Raw genomic sequence first — 19,153 nt, forward strand, 5'->3', positions numbered from 1 at the left:
CACAGTTGGCTTAATAGGTTTTATTAGTAGTTGTTAATCTATCAAAGCAAAAGTTATGCCAGCCTTTGTCCTATTCTTTTTAATCGGTGTTTTAACCTCTTTTTTATTTAAACAAATCCCCTGTGTTGCCGTAATTTTTTTTATTTTCCTTGGTGGCATTGTCTGCGTAATTAACAGAAATAAATTATACCCTTTGGGCATGGTATGTTTGGGGAGCGCATGGGCATTATTGTACGCCCATTTTATAACGAGTTGGTCGTTGCCTGCGACCCTGGAAAATCAGCGGGTAAGCGTACAAGGTTACATTGCATCTATACCGATTACTCAGTCTCAATTCACCACCTTCAATTTTAAAATGATGCAGGTAGAGGGTCACTCCGTCCATGTGCTAATAAAGTTGCACTGCCCACACTGTCTTTATAATTTTAAGGTAGGAGATAGCTGGCGGTTAGTGACCAAGTTAAGAAAACCTCATACCTTAATGAACCCAGGAAGTTTTGATTCAGAAAGGCAATATTTTCAACAGCATATACGCGCGCTCGGCACGGTGATTTGTAATAACAAGAACCAACTTCTCACCTCTAAATTGTCACATTATCCTATTCAAAGAGTGAGAGAGTATATTCTTATCAAGATTCATACCTTGCTGCGTAATAATCCTTTTTGTGGCATTGTGCTGGCACTGATCCTTGGGGTGACAGCCTATATTTCTTCTTCGCAGTGGCAGGTCTTTAGAATTACTGGAACAGGCCATCTAGTGGCCATCTCTGGCCTCCATATAGGATTGGTCGCAATGCTCTTTGCTAAAATTGCCGGAATGATTTGGAATCGATTGCCCAACGCTCCTTTATATATTCCTACTCTTCAAATACAAGCGAGTGCAGGTGTCGCGGCCGCAATTATTTATAGCATTCTAGCGGGTCTTTCACCCTCGACCCAGCGTGCTTTAATCATGATCATCTTTATGCTGGCCTCAATCATTTTTCAACGCCACCTTACTCCGTTTAGATCACTCCTATTTGCTTTAGGCGTAATCATTGTGATAGATCCTTTTGCAACACTTCTGTGCGGATTTTGGCTATCTTTTATCGCCGTTTTCTTGCTGTTATATGGGATGAGTGCAAGACTTTCGGCGCCTAAAGGGTGGTGGAAATTTGGCCGGGCGCAGGGGGTGATCACCATTGGAATGATGCCTACTGTCTTGTTTTTTTTTCAACAAACCTCGCCCCTCTCTATTCCAGCAAATCTCATCGCGATTCCATGGATTAGCTTTTTAGTCGTTCCCAGCTGTCTCATTGGTATGGTCTGCTTGATGATTTCTGCTAAATTAGGTACGCCTATTCTGAAATTTTCCCTTCTTTTACTACTGTGGATTTGGGGGTTGCTTGAGAAGCTGGCCCAGTTCACCGTCATCATATTCCATGCCTATTTGAATAACACAATTGCTATTTTAAGCCACATGGCATCCTATATATTTTTGTTACCCACAGGAATGATGCACCGGTGGATGGCTGCGTTATGGAGCCTGCCTCTCTTTGTTTTTGAGCCGGCGATTATACCAGCCAATTCGTTACAACTGACCGTGTTCGACGTTGGGCAAGGGTTAGCCACCATGATACGAACGCCCCATCACGTCTTAATTTTTGATACTGGCGCTAAACTCAGTGAAGATTTTGATATGGGGAAAAGGGTGATTTTGCCTTATCTTTCACGTTTAGGCCTTAAAAAAATTGATGTGTTAACCGTTAGTCACGGAGATAACGATCATCGTGGGGGGGCGCAATCGCTACTAAAATCCCTTCAGGTAGCCAGTATTATCACGAGTGTTCCCCAGCACTTCAAAGATCAACAGCCGCAGAATTGTTGGGAAAATATGACCTGGAAATGGGATGGTGTCACTTTTACCTTCCTTTCCCCTGTAAAAGATAGGAGCCTTAAAGGCAATAATGCTTCTTGCGTCCTTAAAATTACTCAGGGTAAACAGGGAATATTGTTAACTGGAGACATTGAAAAAGAAGCTGAGGACCTCTTGATTGAGCGGCATTTAAAGGAGCTGGCTGCGACTATTTTAGTGGTCCCCCACCATGGCAGCAATACATCATCCAGTGATAATTTTATCAAAGCGGTTTCTCCCTTATATGCCATATTTTCCTGTGGTTATTTAAACTCCTACCATCATCCACACCCAGACGTTCTTCATCGGTATAAGAGTCAGCGAGTGACGACTTTTAACACTGTTTTTAGTGGGGCAATCACCATGACTTTATTCCCTGATTCTGATATGGTGACCATTAAAGAATTTCGCCAAAAACAACGTAAAATTTGGCATCAATAACAACTTGGATAAACATGAAGATTGCTCAGATTTATAATAATGAGTCAGCCAATATCTATAAGCGTTTGCTCGCTTCCTTAAAACCCTATATTGGCATTTTCGCGTTAGGCATTGTCGCCACCATACTCGAATCTTTGGCGGGTGCGGGTTTTGTTGCCCTGATAAAACCTATAATCGATCGTGGCTTCATTGCCCATGATATGAAATTTATTCATTGGTTGCCCTTTATTGTAGTTGGAATCTTTTTTTTCAAGGGCATTTTGAGTTTCGCTTCAAACTACTATGTCAATAAAGTTGGACGTCGTGTTATTACTGACTTTCGTCAGCGTATCTTTAATCATTTATTAAAATTACCCGCAAGCTTTTACGATAAACAAACATCAGGGCAATTATTATCTTTAATGATTTATAATGTGGAACAAATTGCAGAGGCCACCACATTTGCGCTCTTAACAGTGTTCCAAGAAGGGTTTTTGGTCATTGGGTTCTTATGCGTAATGTTTATGAATAGTTGGCAGCTTAGTTCGCTTTTTTTAATCGCTACGCCGCTTATTGCGTGGATTATTCGTTACACTAGTAAAAGAATGCAATTGCTAAGTTCGAATGTGCAAAAAGCCATGGGACAAGTGACCCATGTCGCTGAAGAAGCTATCGAAGGTTATAAAGTAATCCGAACCTTTGGCGGCGAAGAATATGAAAAGAAAAAATTCTATGACACCACCGAATTAAATCAACATCGTGAGATGAAGATTATTGTGACCGACACCATTGGTTCCTCTACTGTACAACTGTTAGCAGCTATACCCATCTCTTGTATTTTATTTTTAGCAGCATTACCTTCCTTGAAAGTATCAGCAGGGAGTTTTGTGGCAATATTGGGTGCTATGGTGTCTTTGTTAACCCCTTTAAGACGCTTAAGCCGCGTGAATAGCACTATCCAAAAAGGAATTGCCGGAGCTAAAAGTATTTTTGAACTCTTAGATGTTGAGACCGAAAAAGATCGTGGTCAAATAAGTCTTACGAAGGCAAGGGGTGAAATTGAATTTCGCAACGTGTATTTTGGTTATGAAAATAATCAAAAAAATGTTTTAAATTCCATTAGCTTTCATATTAATCCGGGCGAAACCATTGCATTAGTGGGCAGATCAGGTAGCGGCAAAACCTCTCTGGTGAACTTATTACCTAGATTCTATGAGCATAATGCAGGACAAATTTGTATAGACGCTATCGACGTGCGTGAATACCGGTTGAATGATTTACGGAGACAATTCGCGTTCGTTTCCCAGCAAGTCAATCTGTTTAACGATACGATTGCCAATAATATTGCGTATGGAATATTTGAAAACGTCACGTTAGAGCGTATAAAAGAAGCGGCTGATGCGGCTTGTGCATTAGAATTTATCCAGAAATTACCGGATGGTTTTAACACATTTATTGGGGAAAATGGCGTGTTATTATCAGGCGGCCAAAGACAACGCATCGCGATTGCCCGTGCCCTTATTAAGGATGCTCCTATTCTCATCTTAGATGAGGCTACTTCAGCTCTCGATAACGAATCCGAGCGTTATATACAGATAGCACTTGAAAAATTAATGCAAAATCGAACGACTATTATTATTGCTCATAGATTATCTACCATTGAAAAAGCAGATCGAATCTTAGTCTTAGAAGAGGGTAAAATAGTGGAAACAGGTACGCATCAAGAATTATTAATTAGTAACGGCTACTATACAAAATTACAATCTATTCACTCAACCGAAGCCTCAAAAGAACAATACGAGTTAATATGAAATTAATTGTCAAATTTTGGTATTCCAAAAACCCATTTCTATTTTTATTGCTACCTTTTTCCTATTTTTATCAGTTTTGTTTTTGGGTGCATAAACTGAGTTATATCTTAGGTTTTAAAAAGAGATATTCTTCCCCGGTGCCATTAATTGTAGTCGGTAACCTTACGGTGGGTGGCACAGGTAAAACGCCATTTACCATAGCGCTAGCCAAGCTTTTATCAGAAAAAGGCTACACGCCGGGAGTGGTCAGCCGCGGGTATAAAGGTAAGATAAAAAAACATCCCCAGATAGTAACTGCTCAGAGTGATCCCGCGGTGGTTGGGGACGAAGCAGTTTTAATATTTAACAAAACAAATTATCCAGTAGTAGTGGCACCGCAACGAGCTGCTGCTATCAAACTATTATTAGCGAATTATAATTGCGACGTAATTATTTCAGATGATGGTTTGCAGCATCATGCTATAAATAAAGATATTGAAATAGTGATTGTGGATGGGGAGAGAAAATTTGGAAATGGTTGGTGTCTACCTGCCGGCCCACTTCGTGAACCGCTGCGCAAACTTTCCAAGGTGGATTTTATTGTCTATAACGACAATAGCAACGTCCACCGCTATTCTATGTCATTACTGCCACAAAAAGTTTATAACTTAGTAAATCCAACATTGCAAAAGTCCTTGTCCCAGCTACCGAAAACTCCATTTCATGTAGTTGCAGCCATTGGCCATCCGGAACGTTTTTTTAATACTTTTCGGAATTTAGGCTATAGCCCAACGCTACATTCTTTTGCCGACCATCATAAATTTATAGATAAAGATTTTGATTTTTGTGATGTGAGTGAAATGGTAATTATGACGGAAAAAGATGCGGTGAAATGTTCGTATTTAAAACGATCCAATTTTTGGGTGCTCCCTGTGGCTTCTGAAATTAGTGCCCATTTTTTGAAAGATTTTCTTATTAAATTACGAAGGTTAGACAGTCCCACCCTAAAAACTCTGGAAAAATAGGCCACGCAAATGTGCTATTATAAAAAATAGTATATTTACGAAGGGAAGAATTATATGCCTAAGATACCCGATTTTTCGAAATTCGATTTGCAAAGTATAGTTAATAGCGTGAAATCTATTATTACACCTGAATCTACTCCTAATGTGGCTGAGGGCGACGCTATCGGCGGCAAAATTGTTCAGATTAGTACATTATTGCAAAGTGCTGCAGATCACCAAGCAAAAGCAGCCAAAGAATTAACTCACATTAATAATTTATTGAACGAGCTTTATAAAGATTTAGAAGCCTTTCGAAAATTAGAAGCTGAGCTAAAACAACAGCAATCTTCAGTGCAAGCAGGTTCAACAACCACTTCTGGAAAGACAGAATCAACTGTTTCGCCTCATTCAGCGCATACAACCGGTGGCACAGGTACACAAAGTACCAGTCAACCCAAACCAAATATTCATACGAAACCTGCGAGTGATACGATTTCACCAACGGACACATCCGGGCACAAAGAAAGTGACACTACACTCCACCCCGGTGGCAAAACAAAGCCAACAGATAGCGAGTAATGTCAGGGCGCCATTCATTTATGGCGTCCAACTTGCGAAGCGAATGTCCTTATTTAGCCGATCGAAATTCATCGCAAATCTGAAAGTTATTGTCCGGCTTTAAAATGGGTGGTGACTCAATCACTTTCTAAAAAACCACACAATAACTGAAATAAGTATGCTAACGATAATGGACGTGATGATCGGGAAGTAAAAAGTAAAATGCTTTCTTTTTATCATGATGTCACCGGGTAATGTACCTAACCCTAGCTTCTGCAACCAGGGTAAAAGCACACTAATTAGTATCAATATAATACCTACGGTCATTAATATTTTGGCCATTCCACTCATTTTTTCATCCTATTAGTTGAACTCCAATGTTCTCACTCTGAAGTATTTCAGCGCTAGTTTCTTTTCGGGTAACGATAAATATAGTAAGCAGAGCGAATAGGCTGACGAAAAGTGTAGGCCCGTAAAAAGAAAATTGATGCATTAGAAAGTCTGCCACAATCGGGGCGGTGCCGCCAAAAATCGCCACGCCACAGCTCCATGCTGTGGAATTTCCGGTGTACCGAATATGTGTTGGAAAGAGTTTATAGATGAAGTTAAACATGGGAGCGCAAGCAAAGGCATTTGAAATGCCAAAAATTATTTCTGCGATTACGATATTCGGTATAGAACCATTTTTTGCAGTAATAAATAAAAGAGCTGTTGCTATCGGAGCGGTATAAAGCCCGATAAGAAAGATTTTTTTGTAACCAAAGCGATCAGCAAGTATCGCTGCACAGGGTAAACAAAGCACCACTAAGAATTCACCAATGCTGGCAAGTAGAGTGGATTGGCTAGGAGCAAAATGTAAATCTTTTATCAAATAACTCACAAAATACATATTGCACACATAAATATAAACGCTTACAAAGGCGGCAAGTATCATATTACAGAGAAAGGGTTTTTTAAATTGAGTTAACACTTTTTTAAGAGGAAAGCAGCTGATTTGTTGTTGATTGTTTGCTTCTAAAAATAAGGGCGTTTCAAGCAGTTTGTATCGCAGATAATTAGCTATAAAGCAGGAAACACAAGCAAAGATAAAAGGAACTCGCCAGGACCAAGAGGGCATTCCGGGATATGAAACAATTGTGGCCGCGAGTATGCCTAAAAGCATGCCTAATGCAGAGGCAGTCCCTACCCAGCTCCCTGCCAGAGTGGGATATTTATTCTTATTATGTTCTATTAAAAAAATAGCTGCGCCATTGAATTCCCCTGATACAGCTAGCCCCTGCAGAAGTCTACAGAAAAGCAGTAGCAGCGGGGCATAAATGCCAATTGTTTGGTACGTAGGTAACGCCCCCATTAATAAAGTGGAAAACCCCATTAAAAGAAGGGAGAGAAATAGAGCTGATTTTCGCCCCTTTCTATCTCCCAAGTACCCGAATAAAACTCCCCCAACGGGGCGCATTATAAAACCCGCAGCAAATATACCCATTGCTGCTAAAATACCTGTACGAGTATCATAATTAGGAAAGAAGAGTTGGCTTATTTTTGTTGTTAAGTATCCATAATAGGAATACTCTAACCACTCAAAGACAGTTCCAAGTATACCTACTAAAATAATATAATTCTTTTTTAAACTCATAAATTGTCCAATCAAATACGTTATTTATAAAAGGATTAATCGATGGAAGATTTTTTATTATTAGATAATTTGCTTCATGAAGAAGAAAAATTAATCCGCGACAGCGTGGGCCGTTTTGTAAATAGTCTTCCAAGCAATCTTTTTATAGATGCGAATGATTCTGGGTATTTCCCCAAAGAGCTTATACCAGAAATAGCTAAATTAGGCATCCTCGGAATGACGCTCCCAGAAGAATATGGGGGAAGTCAAACCAATTATGTTAGTTATGGCTTAGCTTGTCAGGAATTGGAACGGGCTGATAGCGCCTTACGGAGTTTTGTATCCGTTCAAAGCTCATTGTGTATGTATCCCATTTTTCGATATGGTACTACTGAACAGAAGCAGCGTTTCCTGGCGAGAATGGCAAAGGGTGAACTTATTGGTTGTTTTGGATTAACTGAGCCAGACTCAGGGTCTGATCCGGGAAGCATGCAATCAGTGGCGCAGAAAGTTTCAGGAGGCTGGAAGCTGAATGGAACAAAAATGTGGATAACCAATGCTCCCTTTGCTGATATAGCCATAGTATGGGCAAAGACAGATCAAGGTATTAGAGGTTTTATTGTAGAAAGAGATTTCCCTGGTTTCAAAACCGAAGAAATTAAGAAAAAATTTTCCTTGCGAGCCTCTTCGACAGGCGAAATAATTTTGGAAGATTGTTTCATCCCTGATGAGAATTTCTTGGAAGGAACCGATAAAGGTTTAGGTGCTGCATTGAGTTGCTTGAATCAAGCCCGCTTTGGCATAGCTTGGGGCGCGATGGGGGCCGCGATGTCGTGTTTTGATACCGCTTTACATTACACTCTTATGCGAAAACAATTCAAAAAACCCCTCGCCAGTTTTCAGCTAATACAAGAAGACCTGGCGGATATGTTTACAGAAATTGTCAAAGCCCAATGTATGAATCTCCAAATAGGACGACTTAAGGATCAAAATAAGGCTTCTCCGGCGATGATTTCGCTCGCTAAAATGAATAGTTGTCGCGAAGCATTAAAAATAGCGCGCAAGGCCCGTAATTTATTGGGGGCGAGTGGTATTAGCTTAGAATATCCAGTAATTCGTCATATGGTGAACTTAGAATCCGTTTTTACCTACGAAGGTACGGATAATGTCCATCACTTGATTTTAGGCAAACACTTAACAGGGATTGATGCTTTTTCCGGGTAAGCTGTGAGTTCACATCAATCTTCTTCCACGAGGAAGAAAAGTCTTTTTATTATCATTAGGGGGTACGGTGGGCCACCATCATTTTTTATTAAAAGCATTAGAATTAGCGAATGAACGTCGGGGTTTTTGTTCTCCTAACCCCAGTGTGGGGGCTGTAGTTGTCAAAAATAATGAAATTATAGCGACGGGTTACCACTACGGCCCCGGATATGACCATGCAGAAGTAGCGGCCAGCCAGCAGCTATCCAATTTTGAAGACGCTTCTCTTTATGTGACATTGGAGCCTTGTTGCCATTGGGGGAAAACTCCCCCCTGTACCGATATGATTCTAAATAAGGGAATTAAAGCGGTTTATTATGGCTATCTAGATCCAAATCCTCTGGTGGCAGGTCAGGGCGCACAACTTTTACAATCTCAAGGGGTGCGATGTGAACAGATAAGTTTGCCTGAAATAAATGCATTTTATAAAAGCTATTCACATTGGGTGCAGACACATAGACCGTGGGTCACCACGAAGTTGGCAATGAGTTTAGATTCAAAGATTGCCGATTTAATGAGTAATCCGGTCTCTATTACGGGTCAAATCGCAGGTTTATTTACGCACCAGTCACGCAAAAAATCAGACGCTATCCTTACCTCAGTACGAACTATTATTCAGGATGATCCTTCATTAAATATACGATTGGGCGACAGGGTGATTGCCAAGCCTCTCTATGTCATTGATTCTAAAGTTGAGTTTCCACCCTCTGCAAAGTTAATGCAGACTGCCGCAAAAATTACCGTATTTTACTCTGAAGGTGAGCCCTCTAAAATAAAGACTTTAGAAGAGTTGGGCATCACCTGCCACCCTGTCTCACAGTCCATCGGACATCTGCATTTAGGAGAAATCTTAGATAAGATTGGTGATGATGGCGTCCATGACTTATGGGTAGAAGCAGGCGGCAAGGTTTTTAGCGCCTTCGCGAGTCAACAGTTGGCTCAAAAAAGCTTCATCTATATTGCTCCAAAGCTATTGGGCAAGCGAGCGTTACCTGCTTTTAATGAAGATAGAGACATTTTTAGCGAAGCAAAGGCGATTAAATGGCAAAATATGGGCGAAGATGTTGTTTGTGAGATTGATTGGGAATAATATTCCGCTACAATATAGGGTTCTTAAAAGTCTGGTTTTGTAACTTAGTTGAGGGGGAGGTATGTTCACTGGAATTGTTGATCATTGCGGTCGTATAGTAGCGATCGAAAAAACCGAAAAAAAAATTCGAATAGCAATAGAAAGCAAATTTGCAGATCTAGAATTAGGTGAGAGCATTGCTGTCGATGGAGCCTGCTTAACAGTGACCTCTCAACATCAAAACCAATTCACTGTTGATATTTCCCCCGAAACAATGAAATTAACGATCGCTTCTGCATATCAGGAAGGATCAGAAGTAAATCTCGAGCGCTCGTTACGATTGACCGACCGTTTGGGGGGCCACTTTGTGATGGGACACATCGACACCACCTGCATGCTAGAGCAGCAAATAAGCCATGAGGAGTTCGTGGAGCTCACCTTCGTCGGCATTGATCCTCAATATGTACCCTACCTGGTAAAAAAAGGCAGTGTCGCTATTAATGGAGTGAGCCTAACATTGAATGAAGTGCAACCAGACCACTTCAAAGTGATGTTAATCCCCCATACTTTGAAGCATACCACTCTTTCAACAGTGCCGCAGGGCGGTAGTGTTAATATAGAGTTTGATTATTTAGCGAAACTTGTGCTTAACCAAAAAAATAGTGAAAGAGTATGAAAAATTTCCAACTTGCAACAATTGAAGAAGCCTTAGAGGATTTGCGTGAAGGACGCATGGTGATTTTAGTAGATGATGAGTCGCGTGAAAATGAAGGGGATATCATTTTTCCTGCGGAAAAAATAACGCCTGAGATCGTCAACTTTATGATCAAACATGCAAGAGGAATTGTCTGCTTGGCTTTAACCGAGGAATACACTGAAAGACTTGCTCTTCCAATGATGGTCAAAAGAAATGTGAGTCCTACACTGGCACAGTTTACAGTAAGTATCGAGGCTGCTAGCGGTGTGACTACGGGCGTTAGCGCAAAAGATAGAGCGCATACCATACGCGTGGCAATAAATGAAAAATCAACCAGTGAAGATATCACGACGCCAGGACATGTGTTTCCCTTGCAAGCGCGCGAAGGGGGGGTTCTTGCCAGAGCCGGTCATACTGAAGGAAGTACAGATTTAATGCGTCTCGCGGGTCTAAAGTCTGCGGCTGCTATATGTGAAATTCTCAACGATGACGGTTCGATGGCCCGTTTGCACGATTTAATTCCATTTGCGACTCAGCATAATATTAAAATTGTCTCTATTGAAGACTTAATTGTCTATCGCATTAAAAATGAAAGTATCGTTGATGAAATTGCAGTAGCAAACTTGCCCACGAGAGAAAATGGCAATTTCAGGGTTTATACCTTCCAAGGTCATATTGATAAGGCACATCATATGGCAATGGTTAAAGGCGAACTTAATCCTGAGGAGCCTGTGCTGGTTCGCCTGCATTCAGAATGTTTAACGGGAGATACTTTTGGGTCTTCTCGGTGCGATTGCGGCTTACAATTAAAATATGCAATGTCCAAACTAGCTCAAGAAGGTGGGGTTTTGCTCTATTTACGACAAGAAGGGCGAGGGATTGGGTTGGGGAATAAAATTCGGGCTTATGCTTTACAAGATGCGGGTATTGACACCGTCGAAGCAAATCATCGTTTAGGTTTTGGGGCTGATGAAAGAGATTATGGTATTGGTGCACAGATCTTAAAGCTGTTAGGCCTGAGTAAAATACGTCTTATGACGAATAACCCGAATAAAGTTACTGGCATCACCCGTTATGGCATTGAAGTAGTGTCACGGGAGCCCCTTGAAATAGTCCCTAATCCGCATAATATTGCCTATTTACGAACCAAAAGAGACAAAATGGGCCATTTATTCACCTTTGAAAATGACATAGTGGAGAAAATATGAAAATTATCACCGCGAAAGAATTAGAGCGACCTTTTCAGGTGGCAGTGGTCGTCAGTCGATTTAATAAACAGGTCACTAATCTTCTCTGTGAAGGGGCAGTTCAAAGACTCAAAGAATTAGAAATCCCGAATGATCATGTCACGATAGTGTGGGTGCCTGGAGCAGTGGAAATACCTATTACGGTAAAACACCTCGCAAAGACCCAAAGATATTCCGCCATAATTACATTAGGTGCCGTTATTCGAGGTGAAACGGGTCACTATGATTTTGTGTGTAAGCAGGTGAGTGACGGTTGTCTGGAGGTTGCTCTTGAATATTGCGTTCCGGTCATTTTTGGGGTGCTTACCACCGACAACTTAGAGCAAGCCTTAGAGCGCGCAGGCGGGAACCATTCTCATGCAGGCCGCGATTCTGTTGATGCAGCATTTGAAATGGTTTCTGTCCTGGCCCAAATAGGGGGAGAAAAAATAAAGGCTAATCAATTCTCGTTAGATACTAATCTTTCTTAATAGAATCGAACTGGTCAGCCGAAGATTGAGATTCTTGCACTCATTCTAATGAGTGCAAGAATAGTTACCCTGAATCTATCGGTTTTTTAACGCATCAATTTCCTCTAAAACTTCTTCAATATGGCCAGTGACCTTTATTTTGCGCCAAGCGGCGCGAAGGAGGCGCTGTTTATCGATTAGGAAAGTGCTTCTGACTATGCCATGTATTTTCTTTCCAAAAAAATTCTTTATGGCGATCACGTCAAAATAGTTACAAAGCTGCTCTGAACTATCTGATATTAATTCAAAGGGCAACTGTAACTTTTCTTTAAACCGCTCGTGAGAGGTTAAGTTATCCCGGGATACACCAAAAATAACGGTGTTGCGATCGGTGAAAGCTTCAAAATAATCGCGGAAGGCTTTAGCTTCTGAAGTGCAAATGGGCGTGCTATCTTTAGGATAGAAAAAAAGAAGTATATTTTTTTCAGAATAGCTGGATAACTTACCGTCCGTATCATTGGTAGCGATGATTGAAAAATCAGGCACTAAAGTATCCAAGGCACATTTTTCATTTGTCATTTCTGAGGCTCCATAATTCCGTCTAAATTCAGCTCATCACAAAATATTAGAAATTGCTCTCGAATATCAGCAATATTGTTATCAGCGGGTAAGTCTATCTGCATCTGAATTTTTAAAATGGGAGTTTGTTGATGCATTGACGTTAAGATTACCAGGTATTGTGTAAAAACCTCTAAGGAGGTGAAAAATTCTGTAATTTCATGCACCACACCCGGCTGGTCTACGGCCACGATTTCAATATTGTAGGGAAGAAAATACCGCTCCACCTTTTCTTGGTGGGATCTTTTGTAGACCACTTCGATATCCAGTGATTTTGCTAAGGCAGGTAAGGCAGCCTCTATTTTTGCAATGCCACTCCAATTGCCCGCCACTTGAGCAGTAATGGTGTTATCTAACCCTAAGGTGTAAACATGACTAAAACTGATATGACAGTCATATTTGCCTGCTAATTTAGCGAGTTCATTGAACGTATTAGTATCACTCTTACAAATTGTGGTGATCAGTATGTTTTCCATTTGTTGCCCTTTAGAAACGTTAATCGCGCCAAATAATAATTTCAACTGCGTTTTTTTCTTGTCTTTGATAAGGAGCCTCATTACTATGCAATTTTAATCTGGGAGAAACACCATGTTTCATGGAAGTATGGTCGCTTTAATTACTCCGATGCACGCGAATGGCTCCGTGGATTTTAACAGTCTATCAGAATTAATTGAATGGCATATTTCAAATCAAACTGATGCACTCGTTATCTTAGGCACCACGGGGGAATCTGCAACAATCAATTTTGCAGAAAGAGGTCAGGTGCTTACAGAAACAGTTAAAAACGTTAGAGGTCGTTTGCCTATTATTGCCGGTACAGGGTCAAATTCCACCGCGGAAACAATTCGGCTCACCCAACATGCTATGGAAATGGGGGTAGATGCTTGCTTATTGGTAACACCGTATTACAATAAACCTACACAGGCAGGTCTCTATCAACACTATTGTGCGGTAGCCAAAGCCGTGGCAATTCCCCAGATTCTATATAATGTTCCATCGCGGACGGGTTGTGATTTATTGCCTGAAACGGTAGGGTTGCTCACGGAAGTGACCAACATTATAGGCTTAAAAGAAGCAACCGGTGACATTAGCAGGGTGCGTAAAATCCTGGATCTTTGTGATGAAAAAATAGATCTTTACAGTGGTGATGATGCTACTTCATTAGATTTTCTTTTGGCGGGAGGAAAGGGAGTGATTTCTGTCACAGCAAACGTTACGCCTCAACTTATGCATGATATGTGTAAAGCGGCACTTTCGGGGAATGAAGACGAAGCCTTCCTCTTACAACAAAGGCTGATGCCGTTACATACTAAATTATTTGTTGAATCCAATCCCATTCCGGTTAAATGGGTTTTACATGAGATGGGGAAAATCGAAGAAGGAATTCGACTTCCACTGACTCCATTATCCAATTCGAATCATCAGAATCTACGAACCGCCCTGCAACAAGCGGGCGTTGTTTAATTATTTATTGTTACGAGGAGACTACAATGCGAATAGTTAATATAAGCATTATTTCTATAGCCATTCTTGGTTTATCAGCGTGTTCCACAATTGGAGACCGGGATGGGTTTCTAAAAGACGAATCAAAAAGCTATACCAAGGAGAAACCGGTTGATCGAACAGTTGTGATTCCGCAAAATTTGAGCTCTAACAATGTGCAAGATTACTACGAGGTCCCACAAGCCGCTCCGGATGCTGCGAATATCCAGCCACCCTTGATACCACCTGGAAGTGCGGTTCCTCAACCCAAGTCACAGCCGCTCATCATGTCTCAGCAAGACCGCATTAGAAATGCAGAGAGCGCAAAAATACAAGGTCATACTAATCCTACAGCCAATGGTTCAAAGCCCGTTGGAGTAAATTTTTCTCAAGCTTGGGTTAAAGTAGGCCATGTTTTACAAGCGGCGAAATATAAAATTGTTGAGAGGGATAACACATTAGGCACTTATTATGTTGTCGACACCACAGGCACAGGCGGCAAAGTGAAAAAAGATATGCCAATTTACCAAGTTCATCTAAAGCCATCCGGCCAGGGTACAGTGGTATCGGTGAGCCCTTCTAATCCCGGTTTACAGAATCAACTTAATAGTTCTTTGAATGATTAATTCGTCACAAGCCCTAAGTGGTAGTGACCTTTTTAAAATTGAGTACCGAAAATGAAGAAGATAAGTGAGTTATATTCTGGAAAAGCAAAGACGCTTTATACCACAGATAAAGATGATCTCCTTCTCGTTCATTTTCGGGATGACACTTCTGCGTTTGATGGTCTTAAAGTAGAACAGCTGCCTCGTAAGGGGATGGTTAATAATTACTTTAATGCCTATATCATGTCCTATCTTCAGAATCAGGGAATACCCACACACTTTATCGAGTTATATTCCGACACAGAATCAATCGTTAGAAAACTGGATATGATTCCAGTAGAGTGCGTTATTCGAAACATCGCAGCCGGTAGTATTTGTAGACGTCTCGGTATTGTTGAAGGCACTGAAATGCCGCACCCCATTTTTGAATTCTTCCTAAAAAATGATGCTCTCCATGATCCTATGATCAATGAATCTCATATTCTGACTTTCAATTGGGCTAGTGAGGCAGAAATTGAGGCAATGAAGGCCCTGACATTTCAAGTAAATGAACTCCTTAAACCTTTATTTATGAATGCGGGAATGATTCTCGTCGATTATAAATTAGAGTTTGGTCGGTCTGATCAGGGGATTTTATTGGGAGATGAATTTACCCCAGATGGCTGTCGTCTTTGGGATGTAAACACACGAGAAAAGCTTGATAAAGATAGATTTAGACGTGACATGGGAAATGTTATTGAGTCTTACGAAATTGCTTCTCAACGGTTAGGGATTCATATCCCTTCCTGATCCCCCGTATTCTAGGTTGTATTGACGAGTCTTAATCAGATCTGGTTATCTTAATTTTTAGTGCATGAATTTCTGCAGGAATTGCTTCATCGAGTACTTCGTAAATCATGCGGTGACACTCAATCAATGACTTTTTTTCAAAAAGGGGCGAGGCTATCTCAAGAGAGAAATGGCCCGCGCCCCCTTTGGCGCCTTCATGTCCAGCATGTTTATGGCTATCATCTTGAATGTTCAAAAGGCTAGGTGATAGAGCGATACTCAGTTTTTCACGTATCCAGGTGATGCGGGTTTCATTAATATTCACTAGGGAAATACCTTTACAAACGGTTTTACGGAAATTTGGCTATAAACACCCGTCTGTAAATAAGGATCTGCATCGGCCCATTGTTGGGCGGCCGTTAAGGAATCAAAATCAGCCACAATTAAACTTCCACAATAGGTTTCAGTATCTTCTTCCTCTGCTTTAAGATGGGGTCCTGCTACGAGTAATCTACCCTGCTGATTCAATACGTGCAGTCTTTGAAGGTGGGCTACCCGACCTTGACGTCGCTTTTCAGCGCTATTTTCTGCATCTTCTGCAATGATTGAGTAATACATGAATATGTTGCCTTTATTTTTGTTCAGTCGTAACTTCAATATATTTAGATAAATAAAGTCCTTGCGCAATTGCAAACACTAACATCAGTCCAAACATCCCAAAAAGCTTGAAATTGACCCAAGTATTAGTCGAATAGTGATAAACCACGAATAAATTAGCGGCACCGATAAGCAGGAAAAAAATAGCCCAGCTAATGTTTAGGCGCTGCCATACTAAAGGTGGCAGTTGAATCTTCTTTTCAAGAGTACGTTGTATGAGGGGCTTTTTACCAATTATCGAAGAACCAATAAAAATCACACCAAACAACCAGTTAAGGATAGTGGGCTTCCATTTTATAAAGATTTCATTATGTAAAAAAAGCGTGGCACTTCCCAACATCAAAATGGAGAAAAAAGTGACCAAGTACATAGTTTCAAATCGTTTATTTTTGATTCGGTCAACAGCTAGTTGAATGAAAGAGGCTGCCATCGCTACCCCTGTTGCAGCATATACTCCATAAAATTTGTAAGTAACAAAAAAAAGAAATATAGGGAAAAAATCAAATAATAATTTCATGAGTTACACCGGTCGAGAGATTTGATCAATTTTAACATAGCCATAGGGATGAATACTATAAGCATAATGTGACCACTTAAAGTTATTCACTATTTATCCTGTAGGCGTTAAACTTTAGCGTTTAACGTATACGAGTAGATTTTATGGAAACCCTGGCCCCTGAAATTGAATTGCAGGAAGCAGTTGCATTCATCAAAGGAGAAGCCATCACCGAACTACCCTTGGATTTATACATCCCTCCTCAGGCATTGAGAGTTTTCCTCGAGGCATTTGAGGGGCCTATGGATCTGCTCTTGTATTTAATTAAAAAGCAAAATTTAGATATCTTGAATATACCTATTGCTGAGGTGACCCGGCAGTACGTTGAGTATGTGGAATTGATGCATGAACTCAACTTAGAGCTAGCCGCAGACTATTTGGTGATGGCTGCCTTTTTAGCTGAAGTTAAGTCACGATTATTATTACCCAAGCCCCCCAGCCAAAACACAGAAGAGGTTGATCCAAGGGCAGAATTGATACGGAAATTACAAGAGTATGAGCGCTTTAAGAAAGCTGCTGAGGACTTAGACACGCTACCACGAGTAGAGCGAGATGTGTTTCCCGTTAATCCTCAGCCTCCAGAAATGAGTTCAACTAAGCCTCAGCCCACAGTAGAAATTAAAGATTTATTGCTCGCGCTGGCAGGTGTTTTACAACGGGTTAAACATACCACTCATCATCACATTCAACTCGAAACCTTATCTATTCGAGAAAGGATGACGGAAATTTTAAACCGTGTCCAGGCCGACAAATTTACAGGCTTCTCTGATTTCTTTTCTTTGAAAGAGGGGCGCATAGGTGTAGTGGTTACTTTCATTGCAATTTTGGAATTACTACGTCAATCATTGATAGAGATAATACAATCACAATCTTACGCGCCTATTCATATCAGGGCCGTAAGTCGTTAATGAGGATTAAACAATTGAATTCATTTTCGGTGCTAGATTACAAAAGAATAATTGAGGGGGCCATTATGGCCTCCGATCATCCGTTAAGTATTGAACAAATAACAAAAATTTTTGACCCCGACAATACGCCTTCTCCCCAAGAAATAAAACAATATCTCAACACCTTGATAGAAGACTATCAGGAAAGAGGGATCGAATTAAAAGAGGTGGCTACTGGTTATCGCTTTCAAGTACGACAAGATCTGGCTCCTTGGATTCAAAAGCTGTGGCAAGAACGGCCCGCGAAGTATTCTCGAGCGCTCCTCGAAACGCTTGCCCTTATTATTTATCGCCAACCTATCACCCGTGCTGAAATTGAAGATATCCGTGGGGTGGCTGTGAGTACGACCATCATTAAGACGCTTCTTGACAGAGACTGGGTGAAAATACTAGGTTATAAAGAAGTTCCGGGTAAGCCCGCACTTTATGCCACGACTAAACAATTCCTTGATGACTTCAATCTAAAAACATTATCTGACTTACCGCCTTTGTCTGAGATACAAAATTTTGAAGACATTGAGGCGCAAATGGCCGTACAGTTGCAGCTTCCGGTGGTCAATCATGGCGAAAAGAAGAGTGAAATGGCTGAAGAAGAACCAACATTAGAATCTATAAATGAGTGAAAAAATTCAAAAAGTTTTAGCTAGAGCGGGTTTAGGCTCAAGACGTACCATGGAAGAATGGATTGCCCATGGGCGAATCAGCGTCAATGGTCACCAAGCAAGACTGGGGGATCGAATTGAGAGTAACGCTTATATTTGTGTGGATGGCAGGCCCATCTCTCAGCTTTCGATGATGCCATCTACCCATCGAGTAATTGCCTATCATAAACCGCTTGGAGAGGTTTCTTCACGTAAAGATGAACAGGGAAGGCCTGTTGTTTTTGATAATATCCCTCGGTTAACAGAAGGAAGATGGATCTCTATCGGTCGACTTGATGTCAATACCTCTGGGTTATTACTGTTTACTAACGATGGGGAATTTGCCAATAAACTCATGCATCCATCCACTCAAATTGAACGAGAGTATGCGGTTAGGATATATGGTGAAGTGGATAGGCAAATGTTAACTCAGATGAGAAAGGGAGTTCAGCTAGAAGATGGCATGGCTCATTTTGATTCCATTGCCTATTCGGGAGGGGAAGGGACTAACCATTGGTACCATGTGGTCTTAAAGGAAGGAAGAAATCGTTTAGTGCGTCGTCTCTGGGAATCACAAGATGTGAGAGTCAGTCGTTTAATACGCATACGCTACGGTAATATTACCTTGCCCCGTTCATTACGCACGAGTCGTTGGGTAGAGCTAGAAAAAACGTCCATTGATGCTTTAACTAAATTATTTAAGAAGTAAAACCCTCACCCCGACCCTCTCCCGCGATTAGGCTTAAGAGAATTGGTCCGACCCGGTCACATCGGTAATGAAAGTGACCGGACACATAGGTAACAGTAACATACTCCTAGTTAACAAAAATTGGGGAACTAGGATGCCATGGATAGAGACTGAACCTATGAATGAAA

At 41.0% G+C, this 19,153-nt stretch carries 22 protein-coding genes; 15 read left to right on the forward strand and 7 right to left on the reverse strand.

Annotation, left to right across the window (positions count from 1 at the left end; all coding sequences use genetic code 11):
- The first annotated feature begins 55 nt into the window (after positions 1–55).
- Genes H0U71_08910 through H0U71_08925 form a run of 4 tightly spaced genes read left to right on the forward strand, consistent with a single transcriptional unit; the run spans position 56 to position 5,687 of the window.
- Positions 56–2,335 (forward strand): DNA internalization-related competence protein ComEC/Rec2, encoded by a 2,280-nt coding sequence (locus tag H0U71_08910; protein ID MBA2655164.1) that lies wholly within the window; start codon positions 56–58, stop codon positions 2,333–2,335.
- Between the two features lie 14 nt (positions 2,336–2,349).
- Positions 2,350–4,125, forward strand: coding sequence for a lipid A export permease/ATP-binding protein MsbA (gene msbA / locus H0U71_08915; GenBank protein ID MBA2655165.1), 1,776 nt, complete (start codon positions 2,350–2,352; stop codon positions 4,123–4,125).
- Positions 4,122–5,129, forward strand: a complete 1,008-nt coding sequence (locus H0U71_08920; protein MBA2655166.1) for a tetraacyldisaccharide 4'-kinase — start codon at positions 4,122–4,124, stop codon at positions 5,127–5,129. The genes msbA and H0U71_08920 overlap by 4 nt, the downstream gene beginning before the upstream one ends.
- Positions 5,130–5,183: 54 nt before the next feature.
- On the forward strand, positions 5,184–5,687 hold the full coding sequence (locus H0U71_08925) for a hypothetical protein (protein MBA2655167.1): 504 nt from the start codon (positions 5,184–5,186) through the stop codon (positions 5,685–5,687).
- A 120-nt stretch (positions 5,688–5,807) separates the two neighbouring features.
- On the opposite strand, the gene H0U71_08930 is transcribed toward H0U71_08925, so the two are convergent.
- Together H0U71_08930 and H0U71_08935 are read right to left on the reverse strand one after the other, a co-directional pair.
- Positions 5,808–6,008, reverse strand: a complete 201-nt coding sequence (locus tag H0U71_08930) for a DUF2905 domain-containing protein (GenBank protein MBA2655168.1) — start codon at positions 6,006–6,008, stop codon at positions 5,808–5,810.
- Positions 6,009–6,021: 13 nt separating this feature from the next.
- Entirely contained in the window at positions 6,022–7,299 is a 1,278-nt protein-coding gene (locus H0U71_08935) for an MFS transporter (GenBank protein ID MBA2655169.1), read from the reverse strand.
- Positions 7,300–7,341: 42 nt separating this feature from the next.
- Here H0U71_08935 and H0U71_08940 point away from each other — a divergent pair, with 42 nt between their 5' ends.
- From H0U71_08940 to H0U71_08960, 5 genes are all read left to right on the forward strand, one after another.
- The gene (locus tag H0U71_08940; protein ID MBA2655170.1) at positions 7,342–8,502 is read left to right on the forward strand and encodes an acyl-CoA dehydrogenase family protein; all 1,161 of its coding nucleotides are present in this window, start codon (positions 7,342–7,344) and stop codon (positions 8,500–8,502) included.
- A 67-nt stretch (positions 8,503–8,569) separates the two neighbouring features.
- Positions 8,570–9,631, forward strand: a complete 1,062-nt coding sequence (gene ribD, locus H0U71_08945) for a bifunctional diaminohydroxyphosphoribosylaminopyrimidine deaminase/5-amino-6-(5-phosphoribosylamino)uracil reductase RibD (GenBank protein ID MBA2655171.1) — start codon at positions 8,570–8,572, stop codon at positions 9,629–9,631.
- 61 nt (positions 9,632–9,692) lie between these two features.
- Positions 9,693–10,286 carry a riboflavin synthase gene (locus H0U71_08950; GenBank protein ID MBA2655172.1) on the forward strand — a complete coding sequence of 198 codons (594 nt, stop codon included), beginning with the start codon at positions 9,693–9,695 and terminating at the stop codon, positions 10,284–10,286.
- Positions 10,283–11,515 (forward strand): bifunctional 3,4-dihydroxy-2-butanone-4-phosphate synthase/GTP cyclohydrolase II, encoded by a 1,233-nt coding sequence (locus tag H0U71_08955; GenBank protein ID MBA2655173.1) that lies wholly within the window; start codon positions 10,283–10,285, stop codon positions 11,513–11,515. The genes H0U71_08950 and H0U71_08955 overlap by 4 nt, the downstream gene beginning before the upstream one ends.
- Positions 11,512–12,024, forward strand: a complete 513-nt coding sequence (locus tag H0U71_08960) for a 6,7-dimethyl-8-ribityllumazine synthase (protein ID MBA2655174.1) — start codon at positions 11,512–11,514, stop codon at positions 12,022–12,024. Before H0U71_08955 ends, H0U71_08960 begins: the two co-directional genes overlap by 4 nt.
- 75 nt (positions 12,025–12,099) lie before the next feature.
- Here the strand turns inward: H0U71_08960 and H0U71_08965 are convergent, their stop codons facing one another.
- Together H0U71_08965 and H0U71_08970 are read right to left on the reverse strand one after the other, a co-directional pair.
- Positions 12,100–12,582: a peroxiredoxin gene (locus H0U71_08965; GenBank protein MBA2655175.1), complete on the reverse strand. Its 483-nt coding sequence runs from the start codon at positions 12,580–12,582 to the stop codon at positions 12,100–12,102.
- On the reverse strand, positions 12,579–13,097 hold the full coding sequence (locus H0U71_08970; GenBank protein ID MBA2655176.1) for a hypothetical protein: 519 nt from the start codon (positions 13,095–13,097) through the stop codon (positions 12,579–12,581). The genes H0U71_08965 and H0U71_08970 overlap by 4 nt, the downstream gene beginning before the upstream one ends.
- 112 nt (positions 13,098–13,209) lie before the next feature.
- On the opposite strand from H0U71_08970, the gene H0U71_08975 reads away from it, so the two are divergent.
- From H0U71_08975 to purC, 3 genes are read left to right on the forward strand one after another with little or no spacing between them, the layout of a single operon-like run.
- Positions 13,210–14,085 carry a 4-hydroxy-tetrahydrodipicolinate synthase gene (locus H0U71_08975; GenBank protein MBA2655177.1) on the forward strand — a complete coding sequence of 292 codons (876 nt, stop codon included), beginning with the start codon at positions 13,210–13,212 and terminating at the stop codon, positions 14,083–14,085.
- A 26-nt stretch (positions 14,086–14,111) separates the two neighbouring features.
- Complete coding sequence (locus tag H0U71_08980) at positions 14,112–14,729, forward strand: hypothetical protein (GenBank protein MBA2655178.1); 618 nt, start codon at positions 14,112–14,114, stop codon at positions 14,727–14,729.
- 51 nt (positions 14,730–14,780) lie between these two features.
- Positions 14,781–15,497 carry a phosphoribosylaminoimidazolesuccinocarboxamide synthase gene (purC, locus tag H0U71_08985; GenBank protein MBA2655179.1) on the forward strand — a complete coding sequence of 239 codons (717 nt, stop codon included), beginning with the start codon at positions 14,781–14,783 and terminating at the stop codon, positions 15,495–15,497.
- Between the two features lie 31 nt (positions 15,498–15,528).
- On the opposite strand, the gene H0U71_08990 is transcribed toward purC, so the two are convergent.
- The 3 genes from H0U71_08990 to H0U71_09000 are packed head-to-tail and all read right to left on the reverse strand — an operon-like array spanning position 15,529 to position 16,650.
- Positions 15,529–15,795 carry a BolA family transcriptional regulator gene (locus H0U71_08990; protein ID MBA2655180.1) on the reverse strand — a complete coding sequence of 89 codons (267 nt, stop codon included), beginning with the start codon at positions 15,793–15,795 and terminating at the stop codon, positions 15,529–15,531.
- Between the two features lie 5 nt (positions 15,796–15,800).
- On the reverse strand, positions 15,801–16,094 hold the full coding sequence (locus H0U71_08995; protein MBA2655181.1) for a YciI family protein: 294 nt from the start codon (positions 16,092–16,094) through the stop codon (positions 15,801–15,803).
- A 13-nt stretch (positions 16,095–16,107) separates the two neighbouring features.
- The gene (locus H0U71_09000) at positions 16,108–16,650 is read right to left on the reverse strand and encodes a septation protein A (protein ID MBA2655182.1); all 543 of its coding nucleotides are present in this window, start codon (positions 16,648–16,650) and stop codon (positions 16,108–16,110) included.
- 143 nt (positions 16,651–16,793) lie between these two features.
- On the opposite strand from H0U71_09000, the gene H0U71_09005 reads away from it, so the two are divergent.
- The 3 genes from H0U71_09005 to H0U71_09015 are packed head-to-tail and all read left to right on the forward strand — an operon-like array spanning position 16,794 to position 18,986.
- The gene (locus H0U71_09005; GenBank protein MBA2655183.1) at positions 16,794–17,597 is read left to right on the forward strand and encodes a segregation/condensation protein A; all 804 of its coding nucleotides are present in this window, start codon (positions 16,794–16,796) and stop codon (positions 17,595–17,597) included.
- Positions 17,597–18,259: an SMC-Scp complex subunit ScpB gene (gene scpB / locus H0U71_09010; GenBank protein MBA2655184.1), complete on the forward strand. Its 663-nt coding sequence runs from the start codon at positions 17,597–17,599 to the stop codon at positions 18,257–18,259. The genes H0U71_09005 and scpB overlap by 1 nt, the downstream gene beginning before the upstream one ends.
- Positions 18,252–18,986, forward strand: coding sequence for a pseudouridine synthase (locus tag H0U71_09015; protein ID MBA2655185.1), 735 nt, complete (start codon positions 18,252–18,254; stop codon positions 18,984–18,986). The genes scpB and H0U71_09015 overlap by 8 nt, the downstream gene beginning before the upstream one ends.
- Positions 18,987–19,153: the final 167 nt, after the last annotated feature.

Source organism: Gammaproteobacteria bacterium (genome assembly GCA_013697705.1).
In the GTDB taxonomy this organism is placed as follows: Bacteria; Pseudomonadota; Gammaproteobacteria; order UBA6002; family UBA6002; genus UBA6002.